The 18414-nt window shown below is 71.6% G+C and carries 10 protein-coding genes; all 10 read left to right on the top strand.

Features of this window, described 5'->3' with window-relative positions:
• Position 1 precedes the first annotated feature (1 nt).
• The 10 genes from ROP_RS09610 to ROP_RS09565 are packed head-to-tail and all read left to right on the top strand — an operon-like array spanning position 2 to position 18402.
• Positions 2 to 1366 carry an NtaA/DmoA family FMN-dependent monooxygenase gene (locus ROP_RS09610; protein ID WP_012689136.1) on the top strand — a complete coding sequence of 455 codons (1365 nt, stop codon included), beginning with the start codon at positions 2 to 4 and terminating at the stop codon, positions 1364 to 1366.
• Entirely contained in the window at positions 1363 to 2160 is a 798-nt protein-coding gene (locus tag ROP_RS09605; protein WP_012689135.1) for a DUF1684 domain-containing protein, read from the top strand. The genes ROP_RS09610 and ROP_RS09605 overlap by 4 nt, the downstream gene beginning before the upstream one ends.
• Before the next feature lie 2 nt (positions 2161 to 2162).
• Positions 2163 to 3077 (top strand): LLM class flavin-dependent oxidoreductase, encoded by a 915-nt coding sequence (locus ROP_RS09600; RefSeq protein ID WP_012689134.1) that lies wholly within the window; start codon positions 2163 to 2165, stop codon positions 3075 to 3077.
• Positions 3074 to 4216 carry an LLM class flavin-dependent oxidoreductase gene (locus ROP_RS09595; RefSeq protein ID WP_012689133.1) on the top strand — a complete coding sequence of 381 codons (1143 nt, stop codon included), beginning with the start codon at positions 3074 to 3076 and terminating at the stop codon, positions 4214 to 4216. Before ROP_RS09600 ends, ROP_RS09595 begins: the two co-directional genes overlap by 4 nt.
• Positions 4217 to 4260: 44 nt before the next feature.
• Positions 4261 to 4560 (top strand): acyl carrier protein, encoded by a 300-nt coding sequence (locus ROP_RS09590; protein WP_012689132.1) that lies wholly within the window; start codon positions 4261 to 4263, stop codon positions 4558 to 4560.
• On the top strand, positions 4557 to 5654 hold the full coding sequence (locus ROP_RS09585; protein ID WP_012689131.1) for an acyl-CoA dehydrogenase family protein: 1098 nt from the start codon (positions 4557 to 4559) through the stop codon (positions 5652 to 5654). Before ROP_RS09590 ends, ROP_RS09585 begins: the two co-directional genes overlap by 4 nt.
• Positions 5651 to 6661 carry a 3-oxoacyl-ACP synthase gene (locus ROP_RS09580; RefSeq protein ID WP_012689130.1) on the top strand — a complete coding sequence of 337 codons (1011 nt, stop codon included), beginning with the start codon at positions 5651 to 5653 and terminating at the stop codon, positions 6659 to 6661. Before ROP_RS09585 ends, ROP_RS09580 begins: the two co-directional genes overlap by 4 nt.
• Positions 6658 to 7710, top strand: coding sequence for an HAD-IIIC family phosphatase (locus tag ROP_RS09575; protein ID WP_012689129.1), 1053 nt, complete (start codon positions 6658 to 6660; stop codon positions 7708 to 7710). The genes ROP_RS09580 and ROP_RS09575 overlap by 4 nt, the downstream gene beginning before the upstream one ends.
• Positions 7707 to 9281 carry an amino acid adenylation domain-containing protein gene (locus ROP_RS09570; RefSeq protein ID WP_012689128.1) on the top strand — a complete coding sequence of 525 codons (1575 nt, stop codon included), beginning with the start codon at positions 7707 to 7709 and terminating at the stop codon, positions 9279 to 9281. The genes ROP_RS09575 and ROP_RS09570 overlap by 4 nt, the downstream gene beginning before the upstream one ends.
• Positions 9268 to 18402: a non-ribosomal peptide synthetase gene (locus tag ROP_RS09565; protein ID WP_043826400.1), complete on the top strand. Its 9135-nt coding sequence runs from the start codon at positions 9268 to 9270 to the stop codon at positions 18400 to 18402. The genes ROP_RS09570 and ROP_RS09565 overlap by 14 nt, the downstream gene beginning before the upstream one ends.
• Positions 18403 to 18414: the final 12 nt, after the last annotated feature.

The raw sequence follows: 18414 nt of genomic DNA, 5'->3' as shown, positions 1-18414 counted from the left end.
CATGAGCAACCAGCGCAAGCAGATTCACCTCGCCGCCCATTTTCCCGGCGTCAACAACACCACCGTGTGGAGCGACCCCGCCTCGAAGAGCCAGATCGACTTCGACTCATTCGTGCACCTCGCGGAGACCGCCGAACGCGGCCTGTTCGACTTCTTCTTCCTCGCCGAGGGCCTGCGCCTGCGTGAGCACCGGGGCCGGATCCACGATCTCGACGTGGTGGGCCGGCCCGATACGTTGACGGTGCTCGGCGCACTCGCCGGAGCCACCACCCACCTGGGCCTGGCCGGGACGATCAACACCACGTTCAACGAACCGTACGAGCTGGCACGGCAATTCGCCTCGCTCGACCACCTGTCCGGCGGCCGGGCCGCCTGGAACATGGTCACATCCTCGGACGCGTTCACGGGGGAGAACTTCCGGCGCGGCGGATATCTCGACAAGGCGGACCGCTACGTCCGCGCCGGTGAAGTGATCGAGGGTGCCCGGAAGTTCTGGGACAGCTGGGATCAGGACGCGCTGCAGATCGACCGCGCCCGGGGAGTGTTCGCCCCCGACCGGTCGATCCGCGAGGTGGTGCACTCCGGCGCGCAGTTCGACCTCCGGGGACGATTCACGATTCCGCGGAGCCCGCAGGGGCATCCGGTGCTGCTGCAGGCCGGCGATTCCGACGAGGGCCGCGAATTCGGGGCCGCGCAGGCGGACGCGATCTTCACCATCCACGGATCGCTCGAGGACGGCCGGAAGTTCTACTCGGACGTCAAGGGCCGGCTCGCGAAATACGGGCGTGGTCACGACGATCTCAAGGTGCTGCCCGCCGCGACGTTCGTCCTGGGCGACTCCGCGGCGGACGCGGCCGAACGCGCCGATCACATCCGCCGTCAGCAGGTGGGGCCGCACACCGCGATCGCATTCCTCGAACAGATCTGGGGTCGTGACCTTTCCGGGTACGACCCGGACGGCCCGCTGCCGGAAGTCGAACCGGCGGAAGACTCGACCATCACCCGCGGCCGGGTCCGGCACGCGAAGGACCCCCGCGAGATCGCGGCCCAGTGGCGGTCGAAGGCGGAAGCCGAGAAACTCAGCATCCGCGAACTGATCATCGCCGTCACCACCCGCCAGCAGTTCGTCGGTACCCCCACCCAGGTGGCCGAGGAGATCGACCGCTACGTGCAGGCCGACGCGTGCGACGGATTCATCCTGGTGCCGCACCTCACCCCGGCCGGGCTGGACGAATTCGTCGAGAAAGTGGTGCCGGAACTGCAGGACCGCGGCAGCTTCCGCACCGAGTACTCGGGAACGACCCTGCGCAGCCATCTCGGACTGCGCCATCCGCATCATCAGACAGAAGGAGTTCGGGCATCATGACCGCAGTCACCGACACCGCGACATTCGAGCAGAGCTGGCAGGACTGGCATTCGGCGCGCGAGGACTACTTCCGCGAACCGCTGGGCTGGCTGAGCCTCACGGCCCTGCACTGGCTCGTCGAGACCGACACCACGTTCCCCGATCTGCCCGGAAAATGGCGGGCGGACGCGGACGGCCTGATCGTCACGGCCCCGGCCGACGCCGGTCTCGAGATCGACGGCGAGACTGTCGACGGCACGGCGACCCTCGCACCGCAGGAGGGCGCCCCCGGTCTGATGGTGCGGCACGGGAACCGCACCGTCGAGGTGATCCGCCGGACCGGCGACGTCGCCCTGCGGATCCACGACCCCGAGGGCGCCACCCTCGCCGCGTTCACCGGAATCCCGACGTTCCTGCCTGCGCGGCAGTGGGCCGTGCCGGGAACGTTCACCCCGTTCCCGCAGTCCCGCGTCGTGACGACGGGTGCGGTCGTCGAGGGACTCGAGCACCACCACACGGCGCTGGGGACGCTGGCATTCGAGTACGACGGTGCCGCACACGAACTCGTCGCGTTCGCCGGCAAGGACGGTGGGCTGCAGGTGCTGTTCACCGATGCCACCAGCGGGGTCAGCACGTACCCCGCGGCACGGTCACTGGCCGTGGTCGCCCCCGCCGCCGACGGCCGGGTGATCCTCGACTTCAACCGTGCGTCCAACCTGCCGTGCGCGTTCACCGACTACGCCACCTGCCCGGTCGCGCCCGCCGAGAACCGGCTGACGCTCGCGGTCGAGGCCGGCGAGAAGAACCCGCGGTAGGCATGGCCGAGAAGCAGGTCGTGCTCGGGGCGGCGGCACCCGCGGGCCGGACGGACTTCGCCGTCCTCGCGCATGCCGCCCGCACCGCGGAGCGGGGGAGATTCGACTTTTTCCTCGCCGACGGTGTCACCGCGGCGAACGCGCTGGCCGGGTACACCGACGCAGTGGGGCTCGCGGCGACGCTGGACACGACCTCCGCCGAACCGTACGACGTGGCCCGCCGGCTGGCCTCACTCGATCACCTGTCCGGCGGCCGTGCGGCGTGGAACACGCCGGCTCCCGGCGACGAGCGGGCCGCGGAGTTCGTCGACACCGCCCGCACGCTGTGGGATTCCTGGGCCGAGGGGGTCGTGACGGTCGACCGCGGCGCGGGGCGATTCGTCTCGAACCCCACCGCCGGGGCGTTCTACCACCGGGGCAGGCACTTCGACATCGGTGGACGCTTCACCGTGCCGAGGAGTCCGCAGGCGCAACCCGTGGTGATCGTGTCCGGCGACGGGCCGGAATCCCGGGATCTCGCCGCCCGGCACGCTGACGTGATTCTCGCTCCGCCTGGCACGTTCGAGTCCGCTCGCGCCGTCTACGCCGACGTCGCGCGCCGGACGGTCGAAGCCGGCAGGCCCGCCGGTGCGGTGAAGGTCCTGTGCACCGCGACGTTCGCGGGCACCGCCACCGCCGTCGCGGACCGGATCGTCCGGTGGGTCGACGGGGAGGCGGCGGACGGATTCGTTCTCGACTCCCAGGCCACCCCCGCCGGGCTCGACGAGTTCGTCGACACGGTGGTGCCCTTGCTCCGGGACCGCGGCGTTCTGCGTACCGACTACACCACCGCCACGCTGCGGCAGCACCTCGGACTCGGTGCCCCGCGCAGCCACCGCGCTGTCCATCCCCGCTCTCTTCAGAAAGTGCCCTCATGACCACTCCGCTGTCCGTCCTCGATCTGTCGCCCGTCAGCGAGGGGGCCACCGCACGCACGGCGCTGCGGAACACCGTCGACCTCGCCCAGCACGCCGAAAGGTGGGGATACAAGCGGTACTGGGTGGCCGAGCACCACTTCGTCGGTGTCGCCAGTTCCTCGCCGGCCGTGCTCGTCGGGATCCTGGCCGCGGCGACCAGCACGCTCCGGGTCGGCGCCGCCGCGGTGCAACTGGGCCACACCACCGCGGCCGCCGTCGTCGAGGCGTTCGGCACCGTCGACGCGCTGTACCCGGGTCGCCTCGACCTCGGGCTCGGACGGTCGGGTCAGCGGCGGGCCGAGGCGTTGAAAGCGGTTGCCGAACGCACCAAGCAGCCGGCCCCGCCCCGCCGCGAGACCGAGATCCGCGACGGCGTCGTGATCCCGGCGCCGTTCGACCCGTCCGGTCTGCTGCTGTCCCCGCGGCTCACGGCGGCGCAGTCGGTCCTGCAGCAGCCGGGCGCGCTGTCGCCCGCATTCGACCAGCAGGTCGACGACATTCTGGCGCTGCTCGGCGGCACGTATCGCACTCCGGACGGGATCGAGCTGCACGCGAGTCCCGGCGAGCGCGCGGACGTCGACGTATGGGTGTTCGGCAGCAGCGCGGGGCCGAGCGCCGAACTGGCCGGCCGGCTGGGGCTGCCGTTCGGGGCGAACTACCACGTGAGCCCGTCGACGACGATCGAGGCGGTCGAGGCCTACCGGGCCGCGTTCCGGCCGTCGGCGTACCTGCAGAGGCCCTACGTCGTCGTCTCCGCCGACACGGTCGTGGCGGAGGACGATGCGACCGCGCAGGAACTGGCGTCGACGTTCGGGCACTGGACGCACAGCATCCGCAGTGGGCACGGCGCGATCCCGTATCCCGACCCGGCACACACCGCAGCGCTGGGCGACACGGAACGCGCGTTGGTCGAGGACCGGCTGATCACCCAGTTCGTGGGGGCACCGGCCACCGTCGCGGACAGACTCGACAGCCTGCGAAGGCTCACCGACGCCGACGAACTGGTGATCACCAGCGTCACCCACGATCACACCGACCGGTTGCGCTCCTACGAACTGCTCGCGGCGGAGTGGGGACTGCCGGGGCTGCTCGCCGCCTGAGAGCACGATGATTGAACGCTGGTCCAAATGGGAATCCCAGGCCCATGGACACAGCAAATGCACCTGTGCCCGAGTCCCATGACGAGCTGATCGAGCAGCTACGGCAGTACCTGAGCTCGATCACGTCGACGGAACTCGGTCCCGACGACGACTACTTCACCCTGGGACTGGTGAGTTCGTTGCGGGCACTGGAGATCGTCACGTACATCGAAGGCTCCCACGACGTCGTGGTCGAGGTGGAGGATCTCGACCTCGACAACTTCCGCACCGCGGCCCGGGTTGCGGGGTTCATACGGAGGAAGCGGGGCGAGCAGCTTCGTGCGACGGACGGGGCGTCGCCGTGATCGGTATCGACACGCTTGTCGCCTCCGCCGAGACCGACGCAGGCAGCTGGGACGAGACCGGGCTGCCGGTCGAGGTCGTCGAGGCCGCCGCGAAGGCGGGTGTCCTCGGGCTGGACCGGACGACGGACTGCCGGGGACTGGGCCTGAACGCCGCCGAACTCGGCTCGGTCGCAGAAAGACTGGGTGCGGTCTGCACGTCGTTGCGTTCGCTGCTGACCGTGCAGGGGATGGTGAACGCCGCCGTCGACCGGTGGGGCACCGCCGAACAGCGGGCACGGTGGGTGCCTGCCCTGGCGACCGGCGAGCTCCTCGCCGGATTCGCCGCCACCGAGAGCGGGGCCGGCAGCGACCTCTCCTCCGTGACTACCAGTTTCGAGGAGCACGGCCCGGACCACCGGATCACCGGTCGGAAACTGTGGGTCACGTTCGGTGAGGTGGCGGACGTCCTGCTCGTTCTCGGCCGGTCACCGGCCGGGCTGACCACCGCGCTCGTCGAAACGGACGCGCTGGGGGTGACCGTCGAACCGGTCTCCGGGCAGCTGGGCATGCGCGGCGCCCGGATCGCGCACATCGCGCTGGACGGCGTCGTCGTCCCCGCCGACCACCTGATCGCACCGCCGGGATTCGGGCTGTCCCACGTCGTCGGAACGGCCCTGGACCACGGCCGGTACACGGTGGCGTGGGGGTGCGCCGGGATGGCGCGCGGGTGCCTCGCCGACGCTGTCGCGCACGCGTCCACCCGGGTGCAGGGCAGCGCCGTGCTGTCCGAGCACGACTCGGTCCGCGCGATCCTCGGACGCAGCTGGGTCGACGCGGCCGGTGCCCGCGCCCTGTGCGAACGGGCCGCCGAGCAACGCGATGCGCACGAGCCGAGCGCGCTGTTCACGACGATCGCCGCGAAGTACGCCGCCGCCCGCGTCGCCGCATCGGTGAGCGGGCAGGCGGTCCAGGTGCTCGGTGCCGCGGGCTGTGTCCCCGGCAGCAGGGTGGGGCGCTTCTTCCGCGACGCGAAGGTCATGCAGATCATCGAGGGCTCGACCGAGGTCGCCGAACTCCAGATCGGTGACTACGTCCTCGGGGGAGGTGTGCGATGACGGCTGATCCGCCGGTCACGATCGAGTCGGTCGCGCTGTGGTTTCCCGACGACGAGGTGACCGTGGCGGGACTGCCGGAACTCGACGAACTGCCGATCGCGCAGCGCGAGCACGCGCTGGCACTCGGCATCGACACGGTGCGGATCGGAATCGGTCTCGCCGAAGTGGATCTGGCGCAGGCCGCGGCGGAGGAGGCGCTGCGCACGTCCGGCCTCGACGCCACCCAACTCGACGCGCTGCTGCTCGTCCAGGGCCGGGTTCCGCAGTATCTGCTCGCGTCCGAGGCGACCCGGCTGCAGCACCGCCTCGGCGCGACCCAGGCGTTCACGACCGGCGTGGGGGACCTCGGGTGCGTGTCCGTCTCGGCGGCGTTCACGCTCGCGTCGGCGATGCTCCGCGGCGACCCCCGCTGCCAGAACGTGCTCGTCGTCGCGGCGGCGAAGACACCAACCCGGTCGCGGTACCGATCGCCGATGACGCTCCTCGGCGACGGAGCGGCCGCGGTCCTGCTGACGACGTCGGGGACCGGGCGGTACGAACTCGTCGACCAGATGATCCGCAGCGACGGCAAATACGCCGACCTCTTCCACATCGACTACCGCGACGTCCGCGAAGCCGACTGGGTCGAGGAATGCGCCGACGAACCCACGTACTCGTTTCGCCTGGCGGTCGAGAGCCGGAAGCGGTTCACGGAGATCAACGCGGAGCTGCTGGCCCGGAACGGGCTGCAGCAGGACGGGATCGGCGTGTTCCTCATGCAGAACCTGTCCCTCGGCGCGTTCGCGTTCTGGCAGGAGGCGCTCGACGTCGCGATCGATCCCGTCTGCCGCGACAACCTCGCCCGGTACGGACACCTCGGCTCCGTCGACGTGGTGGCGAACCTCGAGCGCGCCGCGTCCGCGCAGGCGCCCGGCGATTACTGCGTGATCATGAACAGCAGCCCGGTCGCGGCGTGGAGCAGTGCACTGCTCCGGCGCCTGCCGGACCGACCCGGGCGCGGGATGTGATCGCGATGGCACAGACGGTCAAGTGCGTGGTCTGGGATCTCGACGACACCATCTGGGACGGGGTCGTCCTCGAACACGACGCTGCCGTGCCGACCGCGGACGCGCTCCGCGCCCTGGACGTGCTCGACCGTCGCGGAATCCTGCATGCCGTGGCGAGCCGCGGCGAATTCGAACCCGCGGCCGCGCACCTGCGGATGCACGGCATCGAGGAACTGTTCTGCGCCATCGACGTCGGGTGGGGCCCGAAGTCGGAGGCCGTGCGCCGCATCGCGGAAACACTGAACCTGGGCCTCGACACGATCGCCTTCGTCGACAACGATCCCGTCGAGCGCGCCGAGGTGTCCGAGGCGCTGCCCCCGGTGCGGTGCTATCCCGCCGAACAGATCGCGTCGTTCCCCGACCTTCCCGAGTTGACGCCGCCCGCCGTCACCGCGGAGGCGAGGCAGCGGAGGTCGCTGTACCGCGCCGAACGGATCCGGCAGGTGAGCGAACAGGAGTTCCACGGGTCGAACGCCGAGTTCCTGGCCTCGCTCGAACTGGTCATGACGGTCCGCCGGGCGAACGAGGACGACCTCGAGCGCGCCCACGAACTGACCGTGCGGTCTCACCAACTGAACACGACAGGAAGGACTTTCGGAATCGACGACCTGCGCGGGCTCTGCGCCTCCGACGATCACGAGGTGCTCGTCGCGTCGCTCGGCGACCGGTTCGGCGGGTACGGCACCATCGGTCTGGCGGTCTCGGAGATCCGCGGCGGCGATTCGGTCCTGCAACTGCTGCTGATGTCGTGCCGGGTGATGTCCCGTGGCGTCGGGACGGCGCTGATCCGGCACGTCGTGGAGCGGGCCCGCGCCCACGGCCGGCGAGCGCTCGCCGAGTTCGTGCCGACCGACGTCAACCGGGTCATGCTGGTGACGCTGCGATTCGCGGGCTTCGACGTCGTCGACGCGAATCCCGATCGGATGCTGCTGTTGTGCAACGACGTCCGCAGTGCGGCGGCACCGAACGCCGATCATGTCACGGTTCTCGAGGGAGACGTGACGCCATGACGGACGTGGTCGCGAGCGGCGGAGTGACGTCCGGGATCCTCCGCCAGTGCCGTCGGGTTCCCGGCCGGACCGCGATCGTGATCGGTGACCGGTCGCTGACGTACCGCGAACTCGACTCGGTGAGCGAGGCATTGGCGCGCCGACTCGCGGCCCTGGGCGTACGGCCCGGCCAGGTGGTGCTGATCCACCAGCGGCAGAGCGTCGAGACGGTCGTGGCGATGATCGCGGCGCTGCGGCTGGGCGCGGCGTGGTGCGTGATCGAGCCCGGACATCCGGCGCGGCAACTCCGCGCACTCCTCGGCGACATCGACTGCGGCGCCATCGTCTTCGGGTCCGCGGATCCGAAAACGGCACCGGAAGCGGTCGAGGCACTGGCCCGCAGTGCGGGCGGGCGGGTTCCGGCACTGTACGACCGGGACCGGGGCCCCGCGCCCGAAGACGAACCGGCGGCCGAACTTCCCGGAGACGTGCCCGCCGCCGCCCCTGCGTACGTGATCACCACGTCCGGATCGACCGGCACCCCCAAGGCCGTGGTCGCGAGCCGCGCCAACCTCGCGAGCATGGTCGACGGCCGGGACTACGACTACGAGGAGGGCGACCTGGTCACGTTCTCCGCGTTCCGCCTCACCTGGGACGGCTCCCTGCTGAAGACCCTCTGGGCGCTGTGCACCGGCGGCACCAGTGTGCTCCCGGCCGCGCACGAACTGATGGACGCCGAGGCGGTCGCCGCGCTCGCCCGGACGTGGCGGGCCACCCACCTGGTGGCGACCCCGTCCTTCTACCGGCTGCTGCTGCCGCACCTCACCCCGCTGCGTGAGCGCCTGCGGTTGGTGACGCTTGCGGGCGAGGCTCTTCCGGGTGTGCTCGTCGCCCAGCACCGGGCGGTGCTGCCCGGCGTTCCGCTGAGCAACGAGTACGGTCCGACGGAGACGACCGTCAGCTGCCTCGCCCATCCGGTGCGCGACGTCCCCGCCTCGATCGCGCCGATCGGCAGACCACTGGGCGCGAGCACGGCGTACGTCCTCGACGCGAAACTGGTCGAGGTGCCGTACGGGGCGGTCGGGGACCTGTACGTCGGCGGTCCCCAGATCTCCGAGGGCTACGCGTCCCGCCCCGCCGCCACCGCGGCCCGGTTCGTCGCCGACCCCTTCGCGGAGCGGCCGGGCGCCCGGATGTATCACACCGGCGACCTCGCGCGCGTCGACCCGCACGGCGACATCGAATTCTGCGGCCGGTTCGACGGGCAGGTGAAGGTGCGGGGCGCCCGCGTCGAGAGGCACGCGGTGGAGGCCGCACTGGAGAGTCACCCCGCGATCCACCAGGCGGTGGTCCTCGCGACCGCCGACGAACACGGGGAGACGGCACTGACCGCGTTCTGGGTGCCCGCAGCGGCGGCGACCCTGCTGCCCACACCCCGCGACCTGATCGCGCACTGTGCCGAACGACTCGTCGCGCAGGCCGTGCCCGACCGCTTCCTCGCACTCGGCGCGCTCCCACTCGCGCCGAGCAGCAAGGTGGACGAGGCGGCGTTGCGCCGGCTGCTGCCCAGCGGAGGTGGTGGCGTTGCGTGAGCACCATACCGAGGCCGTGGGCAGCGCCGGAACACCGTTCCCGTTGTCCTCGGCCCAATACGAGACCTGGCTGGCCCAGCAACTGGCCCCCGACGTGCCGCTGTGCATCGCCCAGTACGTCGAAATCCGCGGCGACCTGGACGTCGACGTCCTGCGGGCGGCCACCGTCGCGACCGCGGACGAATTCGGATCGCCGTTTCTCCGGTTGATCGACCGGGACGGCCAGCCGTTCCAGATGGTCGACCCCGCTGCGGACCGGTCGGTCGGGCTGGTGGACTTCCGCGGCGACGCCGAACCGGTGGACGCCGCCCGCCGGTGGATGCGCGCCGACTGCGAGACCCCGCTCGATCCGACCCGCGACCGGCTCGTCGAATCGTCGATCCTCCGGGTCGGTGACGAGCACTACCTGTGGTACAGCAAGATTCACCATGTGGCCCTGGACGGCTACGGTGCGATGACGATGCTCAACCGCATCGCGGCCCGGTACTCGGCGGAGGTGCTCGGCCGGGACCTGCCACCCGGTGAGGCCGCGGACCCCAGGCATCTGTACGACGCCGACCAGCAGTACCGCTCGTCGAGCCGCTTCGCCGCGGACCGGCAGTTCTGGGCCGATCGGATCAGCGGTCTCGGGCCCGGATCGACACTGGCCAGGCGGACCGGGCCCGCCGTTGCCACGAGCACCGACGCCGCCGGTCCTCTCCCGGACGCCGCGGAGCGGGCGCTGGGCGTCGCAGGCACCCACGGAACCGCCGCGATCATCGCCGCGTTCGCCTGCTACCTGTCGAGGATGACGGGACGCCGGGACGTGCTCGTGAAGATCCCGGTGTCGGCGCGCACCACCGCGACCCTGCGGCGGTCCGGCGGAATGGTCGCGGGTGTCGTGCCGCTTCCCGTGCGGATCCGGCCCGAGGACACCGTGGGGCAACTGATCGAGCGGGTGCAACTGGACCTGATGGGTGCGCTGCGGCATCAGCGTTTCGGGCTCGGCGACATCCGGCGCGACGCGGGGGCCGCTGCCGCGGAGTCGTTGTCGGGACCGATGGTCAACGTGATGCTCTTCCATCAGGAACTCGCCCTCGGGCCGCTCGTCGGCGAGTACCACATCGTCACGTCCGGCCCGGTCGACGACCTGCTCGTCAACGTGTACCAGAGCGGCGCCCCGGTCCGCACGTTCGTCCATTTCCTGGCCAACCCGCACCGGTACGACCCCGGCGAGGTGGGCGCCCATCACCGGCGATTCGTGGAACTGCTCGGCGACTTCCTCGCGGCCGGCGCGGACGCCCCCGTCGGCACCGTCCACGGGGAGACGGCCCGTCTCGACTTCTGGACGCGCACGCTGGCGGGTGCACCGCCGCTGCTGGATCTGCCCACCGACCGTCCGCGGCCCGCACGACCGTCCCACCGCAGCGCCGCCGTGGCCGTCGCACTCGACCCGCAACTGCGAAGCGGGCTCGCAGAGTTCGCCGAGGCGCATCGCACGGACGCGGCCACAGTCACGCACGCGGTGCTCGCGCTGGTGCTCGCACGTTCGGCTCGTACCGGCGACCTCGTCCTCGGACTGCGGACGGACACCGACGTGGTGGTGTCGCGGACCCGGGTCCGCGGCGCGGATCGGTTCGGCGACGTCGTCGACACGGTCCGGGACGCCGCCGAGCGGGCGAGCGCTCATCGCGGCGTACCGGTGGACGCCATCGCCCAGGCCCTCGACCGGCCGCGGTCCGCGTCCCACGCACCGCTCTTCCAGGTGCTGCTCGAATTCTCGGACTCCGGCGGGGAACTCGGCGACCTCGACCTGCGGGTGACGGTGTCGGACGGGACGGCCCGCTTCGCCTATGCGACGGACCTGTTCGACGCCGCCACCGTGGACGGGCTCGCCCAGCGGTTCGTGCGGACCGCCGCGGCGGGTGTCGCGGATCCGTCCGTCGCGGTCGGGGACATCGACCTGGTCGACCCGGCCGAACGCGCCCTGCTGCGGGACTGGTCGACCCGGCAGGCGGACGCCGCCGACCGGACGACGCTCGGCGCGTTGTTCGAAGACCGGGCCGCGCGGAGCCCCGGCGCCCCCGCCGTCGTGTCGGGCGGGGAGCGCCTCACGTACGGCGAGCTCGATGCCCGGTCGAACCGCCTTGCCCGGCACCTTCTCTCGCTGGGGGCAGGACCAGAGTCGACGGTCGCCGTCGCGATGCCGCGGACGGCGGCGCTCGTCGTCGCACTCCTCGCGGTCGTCAAGACCGGCGCCGCGTATGTGCCGGTGGACGTGGATCACCCCGGTGAGCGTTCGGCGCTCGTCGTCGCCGACGCCCGGCCGGTGTGTGTGCTCGCGACCCGCGACACCGCGGCCGCGCTGCCCGGGTCGAACGTTCCGGTGCTGTTTCTCGATTCGCAGGACCCCGAACTCGACGGCCGATCCGCGGACCCGCTGACCGAGACGGAACGGGCACCGGCCGATCCGGACTCGCTGGCCTACGTCGTCTACACGTCGGGATCGACGGGCCGGCCGAAAGGCGTCGCGGTGTCGCACCGCAACGTGGTCTCCCTCTTCACCGGCACCCGGGACCTGTTCCGGTTCGGTGACACCGACGTGTGGACGATGTTCCACTCCCCGGCGTTCGACTTCTCGGTCTGGGAGTTGTGGGGCGCACTGCTGCACGGCGGCACGCTCGTCGTCGTCGACCTCGACACCGCCCGCACACCCGCCGCGTTCCTCGCGCTGCTGCGCCGTGAGCGGGTGACGGTGCTGAGCCAGACGCCGACGGCGTTCTCCCAGCTGATCGAGGCCACCGAGGCGGCCGGCGACTCCGGCCCCACGCCGCTGCGCTACATCGTGCTCGGCGGCGAGGCGCTCGACTTCGGGCAGCTGGAACGCTGGTACTCCCGACGCGGCGAACACGCACCCGTGCTCGTGAACATGTACGGCATCACCGAGACGACGGTGCACGTCACCCACCTCCAGCTCGGCCGCGCGCTCGCCGACGCCGCGTGGACGAGCTCGATCGGTCGGGCGATTCCCGGGCTCCGGGTGTCGGTGCTGGACGCGCGGCTGCATCCGGTTCCGGTCGGTGTGGCCGGCGAACTGTACGTGGCGGGACCGCAGGTGGCGCGCGGCTACCTCGGCCGCGCCGGGCTCACCGCCACCCGCTTCGTCGCGGATGCGTCGGGGGACCGGATGTACCGGACCGGGGACGTGGTGCGGTGGCGGCGGGACGGTGGTCTCGACTACCTCGGACGCGACGACCTCCAGATCGAGATCCGCGGATTCCGGGTGGAACTCGGCGAAGTCGAGTGGGTGCTGGGCCGATGCGAGGGCGTCGCGCAGGCGGTGGTGACGCTGCACGAGGATCCGGTGACCGGTCCGGCGCCTGCTGCGTACGTGGTGCCCGAGGCGGGTGCGGCCGTCGATCCGGGGGCCGTGCTGGAGTTCGCGGCAACCGCGCTGCCGTCGTACATGGTCCCGGCGTCGGTGACGATCCTCGCGCGGCTGCCGCTCACCGTCAACGGGAAACTGGACCGGGCGGCACTTCCGGTGCCCGCCAACGATTCCGGTGCCGAGTTCGTGGCCCCGGGCACCCCCGCCGAGGAGGCGATCGCGGTCGTGTTCGCGGCGCTTCTCGGGGTGCCCGCGGTCGGGGTCGACGACGACTTCTTCGCCCTCGGTGGCAACTCGCTGGTCGCGGCGAAGGTCGTCGCGCGGATTCAGAGTGTGCTCGGTGCGGCCGTGGGAGTGCGCGACGTGTTCGAGGCGCGGACGGTGCGGTCGCTGGCCGCCCGGGTGTCCCAGGCGGACTCGGCGAGACGGCCGCCGCTGGTGGCCACCGGCCGGTCCGCCGCGGCACCGGTGTCCCTGGCACAGACGCGGATGTGGTTCCTCGACCAGTTCGACACGACGTCGCCCGCCTACAACATCGCGGCCGCGTTCCGGTTGCGCGGCCCCCTCGACGTCGACGCACTGCACGCCGCGCTGACCGACGTCGTGGACCGGCACGAGGCGTTGCGAACGATCTTCCCCATGCGGGGCGACACGCCCGTGCAGTCGGTGATTCCGGCGGCGGACGCGGTGCGCCGCCTCCGCGCGGTCCCGGTGTCGGGGGACGGCGAACTCCGGGACCGGCTCGCCGCGGCACTGTCCGCGGGCTTCGAGGTGACCGCGCAGGTTCCGTTGCGGGCGCACCTGTTCGAGCTCGGTCCGCAGGATCACGCCCTGGCCCTGGTGGTCCATCACATCGCGGCGGACGCGTTGTCGCTCGGACCGCTCGCCCGGGACGTGACGTCCGCGTACACCGCCCGGGTGCGGGGACACGCGCCGGATTGGGTGCCGCTCCCGGTGCAGTACTCCGACTACAGCGTGTGGCAGCGGGCGCTGCTCGGCGCGGAGGACGATCCGCGCTCGTTGATGTCCCGCCAGCTCGGGTACTGGCGTTCCGTGCTCGCCGACGCGCCGATCGTGACGGACCTGCCGATGGATCGGCCCCGTCCCGAACACCGGACGCTCACCGGCGCGCGGGAGTCGTTCGACATCGGGAACCGCTTGCACCGGAAGGTGGTCGCCCTGGCGCGGGAGCACGATGCGACGGTGTTCATGGTGACCCACGCGGCGTTCGCGGTCCTGGTGTCCCGCCTGGGGAGCACCGCCGACGTGATGATCGGATCCGCGGTGGCGGGACGCGGAGAGGCCGTCCTCGACGACGTGGTCGGGATGTTCGTCAACACCCTGGCACTGCGCACCCCGGTCCACGGCGCCGACTCGTTCGCCGCGGTGCTCGCGGCCGTCCGGGACCGCGACCTGGAGGCGTTCGCGCACGCCGAGGTGCCGTTCGAACGGGTCGTCGAGGCACTCGCGCTCCCGCGCACCACCGCCCACGCGCCGCTGTTCCAGGTGCTGTTCGAATTCCAGGACGTCGAGCGGCCCACCCCGATCCTGCCGGAACTGGACGTGCACGAGATCGACCTCGGTGTCTCCGTCTCCACGTTCGACCTGCAGCTGACCCTGGCCGAAAGGTTCGGGGAGAGCGGGGAACCCGCCGGGATCAGCGCCGGATTCACCTATGCCACCGACATCTTCGACGCCGCGACCGTGCGGAAGTTCGCCGAACGCTACGTGCGGCTCCTCGACGCGGTGGTCGCGGACCCGGACGTTCCGCTGGCCCGGTTCGATCTGCTGTCCCCCGGCGAACGCGAGGCTCTGGTGCCGGTGCGCGGTCGGCCCACCGGCACCACCCGGCTGCTGCCGGAGATCCTCTCCGCCGCGGCCGCGCGGGACCCGCACGCCGTCGCGCTGTCGTACGGCAACGCGGTGATGTCGTATCGCGAACTAGACGACTGGTCGAACCGCCTGGCGTGGGTGCTGATCCGCCGCGGAATCGGGCCCGAGGACCACGTGGCGATCGGGCTCGTCCGATCCGTGGAACTGGTGGTGGCGGTGTGGGCGGTGGCGAAATCGGGTGCGTCGTTCGTGCCGGTGGATCCGAGCCTGCCGTCCGCGAGAATCACCGACATCCTCGCCGACTGCGGGGCCGCGGTGGGACTCACCGTCGCCGAACAGCGCGACCGGATGCCGGACGGCGTGGAATGGCTGCTCCTCGACTACCCGGGTCCGACGCGGAGGTGGGAGTCCCGGCCGATCACCGACGAGGACCGGGTCGTGCCGCTGCGACCGGGACACCCGGCGTACCTGATGTACACGTCCGGGTCGACGGGCGCGCCGAAGGGCGTCGTGATCACCCATGCGGGGTTGCAGAACTTCACGATCGACCAGCGCACCCGGTATGGGACGACGAACGCGTCCCGGGTGCTGAATCTCGCGTCGCCCGGGTTCGACGCGACGATGCTCGAATACCTCATGGCGTTCGGCGCGGGCGCGCGACTGGTGATCGCGGCGCCGCACGTGTACGGCGGCGCCGCGCTGACGGAACTGCTTGCGGCAGAGCGGATCACGCACGCATTCACCACCCCGGCGGTCCTGGCAACGATCGACCCGCGAGGTCTGCGGCTGCTGCACGCCCTCGTCGTCGGCGGCGAGCGCTGCCCGCCGGAGTTGCTGGCACGCTGGGCGGCCGGGCGCACCCTGCTCGTCGGCTACGGCCCGACGGAGACGACGGTGATGTCGAACATCGGCGATCCGATGACCCCCGGCGATCCCGTCCGGATCGGCCACCCGATGCGCGGCGTCCGCGAACTCGTCCTCGACGAGTGGTTGCGTCCGGTGCCGGTCGGGGTGGTGGGTGAGTTGTACGTGCTGGGGGACGGGCTGGCGCGCGGCTACCACCGGCGGGCCGGCGCGACTGCCGGCGCATTCGTGGCGAACCCGTTCGACCACCCGGGCTCGCGGATGTACCGCACCGGGGATCTGATGCGATGGACGAAGGACGGACGTCTGGAATATCTGGGCCGCAACGACTTCCAGGTCAAGCTGCGTGGCCAGCGAGTCGAGCCCGGGGAGGTGGAGGCGGCGCTCACCCGCTGCCCCGGTGTCGCGCAGGCGGTGGTCGTGGTGCGCCGCACACCCGCCGCCGAGGCGGTCCTCGCCGGGTACGTCACGGCCGGGGACGGCGCGGATCTCGACACGACCGAGGTGCTGCAGTTCGCCGCATCGGTGCTCGCGCCGTTCATGGTGCCCGCCTCGGTGACCGTCCTCGACCGGCTTCCGCTGGGAGCCAACGGCAAGGTCGACCGGCACGCACTGCCCGAACCCGAATTCGCCCCCCGCGTCTTCCGTGCGCCCGCCACCCCGTTCGAGTCCGCGGTGGCCGACGTGTTCGCCGACGTCCTCGGGACCGGCGTCGTCGGAGCCGACGACGACTTCTTCGCGTCCGGTGGCAACTCGCTGACCGCGACGCAGGTGGTCGCGCGCATCAACTCCGCGCTCGGTGCGGACGTCGGTGTGCGGGACGTGTTCGAGGCCCCGACCGTGCGGGCGCTCGCGGCGCGGATCGCCCGCGAGACCGCGGGCGGGGAGGCCCGCCCCGCGGTGGCGGTGCCCCGGCGCCCCGACCCGGTACCGCTGTCGTGGGCACAGCACCGGATGTGGCTCCTCAACCAGTTCGACCCGTCCTCGCCCGCGTACAACGTCGCGATGATCGTCCGCCTGTCGGGGGACCTCGACGTCGACGCGCTGACCGCCGCCCTCGCCGACGTCGTGGAACGGCACGAATCGCTCCGCACCCGGTACCCGTACGGCGACACGGGACCCACCCAGGTGATCGTCGGTGCGGGGCACGTCGCACAGCTCACCGTGTCGGCATCCGAAGATTCGGTACCGGGACAGATCTCGGATCTCGTGTCCGCGGGATTCGACGTCGCCGCCGAGGTGCCGATGCGGGCTCGGCTGTTCGCGCTCGGCGACCGCCGGCACGTCCTCGTCGTCGTGGTGCACCACATCGCGGCCGACGGGTTCTCGATGGTTCCGCTCGCCCGCGACGTGCTGACGGCCTACACCGCGCGGTCCGAGGGCTGCGCGCCCGGATGGGAGCCGCTGCCGGTGCAGTACCCCGACTACACCGTGTGGCAGCGGGAACTCCTCGGCTCGCAGGACGACCCGCACTCCCTGCTGTCCCGGCAACTCGGCTACTGGCGGTCCGCCCTCGCCGGCGCGCCGGCCGTGACCGAGTTGCCCACGGACCGTGACCGCCCGCCCCGCCGGTCGGCCGCCGGCGACCGGGTCACGTTCACGATCGGCGCCGACCTGCACCGCGAGGCGGTGGCGCTGGCGCGGACCCGGCGGTGCACCGTGTTCATGATCGTGCACACCGCCCTCGCCGTGCTGCTGTCCCGCTCGGGCGGCTCCGGCGACGTGGTGATCGGGTCGCCGGTCGCCGGCCGCGGCGAGGCCGTCCTCGACGACGTGGTGGGCATGTTCGTGAACACACTCGTGCTGCGGACCCACGTGTCGGGGACGTTCGAGAATTTGCTCGAGCAGGTCCGCGAGACCGACCTCGCAGCCTACGCACACGCGGACGTCCCGTTCGAGCGGGTGGTGGAAGCACTGAACCCGCCTCGCTCCCAGTCCCATTCACCGCTGTTCCAGGTGTTGCTCGAGTTCCGCAACACCGAGCACCCCGATCTCGCGCTCCCGCACCTCGAAGCCGAAATTCTCGAACCCGACGTCGAGGTCTCCCTGTTCGACCTGCACCTGACGATGCGGGAACGGTACGACGACTGCGGAACCCCGGAAGGGATGGCGGCCGGATTCACATACGCGACCGACATTTTCGACGAGGCGACCGTGCGGGCCCTCGCCGAGCGGTTCACCACGATCCTCGCCGCGTTCGTCGCGGATCCGAGCGTCCCCGTCGGCGCCGTCGACCTGCTGGCCCCGGACGAGCGCACCCGGATCCGTGAATGGAGCGCGGCGGCGGGGACGTTCGTGCTCGACCCCCGGCTGCAGCTCGCCCCCGAGGGTGTGACCGGAGCGGTGTACGCCGCCGACACGCGGGAGCACCACACCTCGGCACGCGCGGCGGCCGCCACGTTCGTGGCGCACCCGTTCGGGCCCCCGGGCGCGCGGATGGTCCGGACGGGCGCGCTCGCCCGGTGGACCCGGTCGGGACGACTGCTGACCGTCGACGCCGCCGGATCGCGGGCACGGTCGGTCGCGGACGTCGTGGAGAGTCACCCGGCGGTCCGCGAGGCCGTGGTCCTCACGACCGCGACCGGTGTCACGGCATTCTGGGTGCCCGCGGCCGCGGCGGCCGTGCTGCCGATGGCGGAAGACCTGCGGGAGTTCAGCGCCGCACGGCTCGACGCCCGCTCGGTGCCCGCCCGGTTCGTCGCACTCGGAGCGGTCCCGCGAACGGCGGGCGGCGAGGTGGACGAGAACGCGCTGCGCGCACTCGTTTCCGAGGCGGAGCCGGCGGCGCGACCCCGCTGGACGGTGCTGCAACGGTCGGTGGCCGAACAGTGGGCGGCCGTGCTGGGGCACGACGACTTCGGTCCCGAGGACGGATTCTTCGACGTCGGCGGCAACTCCCACCGCGTCGTGGAACTGCAGCGGCGTCTCGACGAACAGTGGCCCGGAGCCCTGCGGGTGGGCCAGTTGTTCGACCTCGTCACCGTGGCGGCGCAGGCCGAGGCGCTCTCTAATCCCACCGACAGCGAGGCGTCCGCGCCCGCCACCTACGAGTTCTGACCCAGCCGGGAG

This window comes from Rhodococcus opacus B4, from assembly GCF_000010805.1.
Lineage (GTDB): Bacteria > Actinomycetota > Actinomycetes > Mycobacteriales > Mycobacteriaceae > Rhodococcus_F > Rhodococcus_F opacus_C.
Note: the sequence above shows the minus strand (reverse complement) of the source record. Positions and strands in the feature narration are given on the sequence as shown.